General features: G+C 65.8%; 3 protein-coding genes and 1 pseudogene. 3 read left to right on the top strand and 1 reads right to left on the bottom strand.

What is annotated here, in order from left to right; genetic code table 11:
* Positions 1-118: pseudogene (locus F7R02_RS24490) on the top strand (IS5-like element ISCARN85 family transposase); the annotation flags it as partial.
* Positions 119-287: 169 nt separating this feature from the next.
* On the opposite strand, the gene ilvD reads toward F7R02_RS24490, so the two are convergent.
* Positions 288-2126 carry a dihydroxy-acid dehydratase gene (gene ilvD, locus F7R02_RS24485; RefSeq protein ID WP_078590048.1) on the bottom strand — a complete coding sequence of 613 codons (1839 nt, stop codon included), beginning with the start codon at positions 2124-2126 and terminating at the stop codon, positions 288-290.
* Between the two features lie 384 nt (positions 2127-2510).
* Here ilvD and F7R02_RS24480 point away from each other — a divergent pair, with 384 nt between their 5' ends.
* Positions 2511-3872, top strand: coding sequence for a glycoside hydrolase family 5 protein (locus F7R02_RS24480; protein WP_011050258.1), 1362 nt, complete (start codon positions 2511-2513; stop codon positions 3870-3872).
* Between the two features lie 93 nt (positions 3873-3965).
* Positions 3966-4187 (top strand): proteinase inhibitor, encoded by a 222-nt coding sequence (locus tag F7R02_RS24475; protein ID WP_227479189.1) that lies wholly within the window; start codon positions 3966-3968, stop codon positions 4185-4187.
* Positions 4188-4314: the final 127 nt, after the last annotated feature.

The following is a 4314-nucleotide window of genomic DNA, read 5'->3' as shown; positions in this document are numbered from 1 at the left end:
ACTGTTCCGTCGCTTGAAAGGCTACCGCCGGATTTTCTCGCGCTTCGAGAAGCTGGATGTCATGTTCCTTGGATTCCTCAGCTTCGTCCTAGTCGTTGATGGGCTTCGGATGTGTTAACAGGCCCTAGAGCACGTGATGACGACGGCCAATCGCCGCACTGGCTTGCAGCGACCCAGCGGCTGACTGCAAGCAAGCGGCGATAACTGCGTTGCATCAGCATGGCCCACCGATGCGTCGCATTGCGCTTACCACAAGAAGCCAGCTCACCACGCCGCGATCGCTGGCACTAACCGTCCAACAACGCCTTATCCCGCACCGCACCCTTGTCTGCACTGGTGGCCAGCAACGCATACGCCTTCAGTGCAGTAGTGACCTTGCGTGGGCGCACCTCCACCGGCTTCCAGCCCTTGGCGTCCTGCTCGGCGCGACGCAGCGCAAGTTCCTCGTCGGAGATCAGCAGATTGATCGAACGATTGGGAATGTCGATCAGGATCCTGTCGCCTTCGCGCACCAGGCCGATCGCGCCGCCTGCGGCGGCTTCCGGCGATGCGTGGCCGATCGATAACCCCGAGGTGCCGCCGGAGAAGCGGCCGTCGGTGAGCAGGGCGCATTGTTTGCCCAGGCCCTTGGATTTGAGATAGCTGGTGGGGTAGAGCATTTCCTGCATGCCGGGGCCGCCCTTGGGGCCTTCGTAGCGGATGACCACCACATCCCCGGCAACCACCTCATCGGCGAGGATGCCCTTGACTGCCGCATCCTGGCTCTCGAACACGCGGGCATTGCCTTCGAACACGTGGATGGATTCGTCCACGCCTGCAGTTTTCACCACGCAGCCGTCGCGGGCGATATTGCCGTACAGCACGGCCAGGCCGCCTTCCTGCGAGAACGCGTGTGCGACATCGCGGATGCAGCCATCGCTGCGGTCGGTATCCAGGCTGTCCCAGCGTGTGGCCTGGCTGAAGGCGATCTGTGTGGGAATCCCGGCCGGGCCGGCTTTGTAGAACGTGTGTACGTTTTCATCGTCGGTCTGGGTGACATCCCATTGCGCGATGGCGTCGGCCAACGTGCGGGCATGCACGGTGGCGGCGTTGGTATGCAGCAGGCCACCGCGTGCCAGCTCGCCGAGAATGGCCATGATGCCGCCGGCGCGATGCACGTCTTCGATGTGGTACTTGGGCGTGTTCGGCGCAACCTTGCACAGCTGCGGCACGCGCTTGGACAGGCGGTCGATATCCCGCATGCCGAAGGCAACCTCGCCTTCCTGCGCGGCGGCGAGCAGGTGCAGGATGGTATTGGTCGAGCCACCCATGGCGATGTCCAGGGTCATCGCATTTTCGAAGGCTTCGAAGGTGGCGATGCCGCGCGGCAGGGCGGTGGGATCTTCGCCGCCATACCAGCGATGGCACAGTTCTACCGCCACGCGTCCGGCGCGCAGGAACAGCTGCTCGCGATCGGCGTGCGTGGCGACAACCGTGCCGTTGCCGGGCAGCGACAGGCCCAGCGCTTCGGTCAGGCAGTTCATCGAGTTGGCGGTGAACATGCCCGAGCACGAGCCGCAGGTGGGGCAGGCGCTGCGTTCGAACTCGGCCACCTTTTCGTCGGAGGCGCTGTCGTCGGCGGCGATCACCATCGCATCGATCAGGTCGAGCTTGTGCTCGGCCAGCGTGGTCTTGCCGGCTTCCATCGGGCCGCCGGAGACGAACACGGTGGGGATATTGAGCCGCAGCGCGGCCATCAACATACCGGGAGTGATCTTGTCGCAATTGGAGATGCACACCAGCGCGTCGGCGCAATGCGCGTTGACCATGTATTCGACCGAGTCGGCGATGATCTCGCGGCTGGGCAACGAATACAGCATGCCGTCGTGGCCCATCGCGATGCCGTCGTCCACGGCGATGGTGTCGAACTCTTTGGCCACGCCGCCGACGCGTTCGATCTCGCGCGCGACCAGCTGACCAAGATCCTTCAGGTGCACATGCCCAGGCACGAACTGCGTGAACGAGTTGGCGATGGCGATGATGGGCTTGTGGAAGTCGCCATCGCGCATGCCGGTGGCACGCCACAGGGCGCGGGCGCCGGCCATGTTGCGGCCGTGGGTGGAGGTTTTGGAACGGTACTCGGGCATGGCGAATTCGGCGGCTGATTGGCGAGCGGTGGCTGGCAATTAGAGCGCGTCGTGACTGTTGCTGCTGCAACCGTCACCGCACGCGCAGGGTCCGCACGTTAGCACGCACGCCGGCGTGCACTCGCAGTGCAGCGGCGGGCGTTGCCGGCATGCCGCGCAGTTGCCGCTCCGGCGCCATCGGCTCATGGGCCTGCACCTGCGCAGCGCCGTTGGCCTGTCATGTAATGCGATGTAAACGTATGCGCCCGGGCATGCAGTGGCAGGAGTGCGAACCGGCGCGCAGATCCGGGCGCTGGGGCGCGGCCACTATCGAGAGGGGTCGGTGCGGCCGAGGGGAGCTGCGCCGGCGAGGATCTTTCCAACGGCACCGCAGGAGGCGCCCCTATGTCCGACCATCCATCTCCACGCCGTGCACCAGCGGCACCGCCCCACTCCACCACGCCACCGGTCGCCGGCGGCATCACCCGCCGTCGCGTCCTGCAAGGGGCGGCCGGCGCCGCGGTCGTGGCCACTGCCGGCTGGGCAGGCCGCGCAGCCGCGCAAAGCGCCAGCCTGCCGTTCGCTGGCCTCAACCTGTCCGGTCTGGCCTCCAATAGTTATGTGGAAAACGCCGAGATCGGCACGCATTACCGCGCCATCACTGCCCAGCATGTGGCCGCGGCAGGAAGCTGCCCGCTCTTCCGTCTGCCGACCACCGCCGCGCGCTTCACGCGTGGGCAGGGCGCGCCGTTGAACGAGAGCTACTGCAAGCAGGTGCAGGACGCGTTGGACAATATCGCAGCGCGCGGCAAGCGCGCCATCGTGGAGCTGCACGATTACATGCGGCTGCCGCAGCGGGTGGCGGCCAAGAGCGGATACCGGCGCGACGCCAGCGGTGCAGTCGTCGATGCGCGCGGCATTCGTGTGGGCGATCTGGCGGCGGCCGAGCTGTGGGCCGACACCTATCCGCTGCGCAACTTCAATTACGTGGGCTATCTGGACGGTCGCGACCAGCTGCTCAAGCTCTACGAATACCGGGTGATCGGAACGCCGGGGTGCACGCTCTACAACGACGCCGGCCTGCCGGATCTGTGGGCGCGTATCGTCAACCGGTTCAAGCAGCATCCGGCGGTGTTCGGCTGGGGCGTCATGAACGAGCCGTACCAGGGCGCCGAGCGCAATGCGGATGGCACGGTGCTGTCGATGGCCGCACATTGGCAGAAGACCGCCACCGCCTGCTCCAAGACCATCATCGACCGCGATCGAAACCATTTCGTTTTCGTGTGCGGCAACGGCTATGCCAGCGCCCGGCGCTGGCAGGACGATTCGATGGACCTGTTCGACATCCCGGACCCGTACGATCGCATCGTGTACGAGGCGCACAACTATCTCGACAACAACGGCAGCGGGGGCGGCAACTGGATTGGCCCCGGTGGGCGCAACGAGGTGATCCAGCCGGATACCGGCATCAACATGGTCAGCCCGTTTATCGAAGCGCTGCAGCAGGCCGGCAAGCGCGGTTATCTCGGCGAGCACGGCTATCCGGCCGGCAATCGCAGCGCGGAGATCGCCACCACGCGCATGCTGGCGCATCTGCAGGCCTACAACATTCCCAGCACGCAATGGTGCTTCGGCCCCGGGTGGCCGGACGACGACGTGCTTGGCATGAGCCGCGACGTGGGTGCGGACATCCAGGCCAAGGCCAATCTCGCCGCCGTACAGGCGTTCTTCGACGTGCGCCTGTCCAGCTATATTCCGCCCCGCTAGCCGGCAGCGCCGCCGCTGCCGGGAGGTGGCGGCGGTTTACACTGCGGCATGCACATGGACATCCCCTGCCGCGCTGGCTGCGCGGCCTGCTGTATCGCCCCATCCATCAGTTCGGCCATTCCCGGCATGCCGCATGGCAAGCCGGCGGGAGTGCCATGCGTGCAACTGGACGGGCAGGGCCGCTGCCGCCTGTTCGGCCTGCCGACGCGGCCAGCGGTCTGCACCAGCCTGCGTCCGTCCCCGGACATGTGCGGTGCTTCGCGCGCGCAGGCGCTGGCAACGTTGACAGCACTGGAGCACGCCACCCAGCCCTAGGGAAGCTCTGAACAACGCACCACAGATACGCGACACTACCCGCCTCATCATGTAGAGGATCATCTATGCAGCTGACGTTCGGTGACGCTGAGGGCCTGGGCAAGCGCAAGCAGACCCGGCGCGAGAT

It is taken from the genome of Xanthomonas cissicola (assembly GCF_008801575.1).
GTDB lineage: Bacteria > Pseudomonadota > Gammaproteobacteria > Xanthomonadales > Xanthomonadaceae > Xanthomonas > Xanthomonas cissicola.
The sequence above is the reverse complement of the archived record's forward strand: the minus strand, read 5'-3'. Positions and strand labels throughout refer to the sequence as shown.

Bases quoted from the DNA above. Each gene is read 5' to 3' on its own strand.
- ilvD (WP_078590048.1), bottom strand. From the start codon at position 2,126: ATGCCCGAGTACCGTTCCAAAACCTCCACCCACGGCCGCAACATGGCC.
- F7R02_RS24480 (WP_011050258.1), top strand. From the start codon at position 2,511: ATGTCCGACCATCCATCTCCACGCCGTGCACCAGCGGCACCGCCCCAC.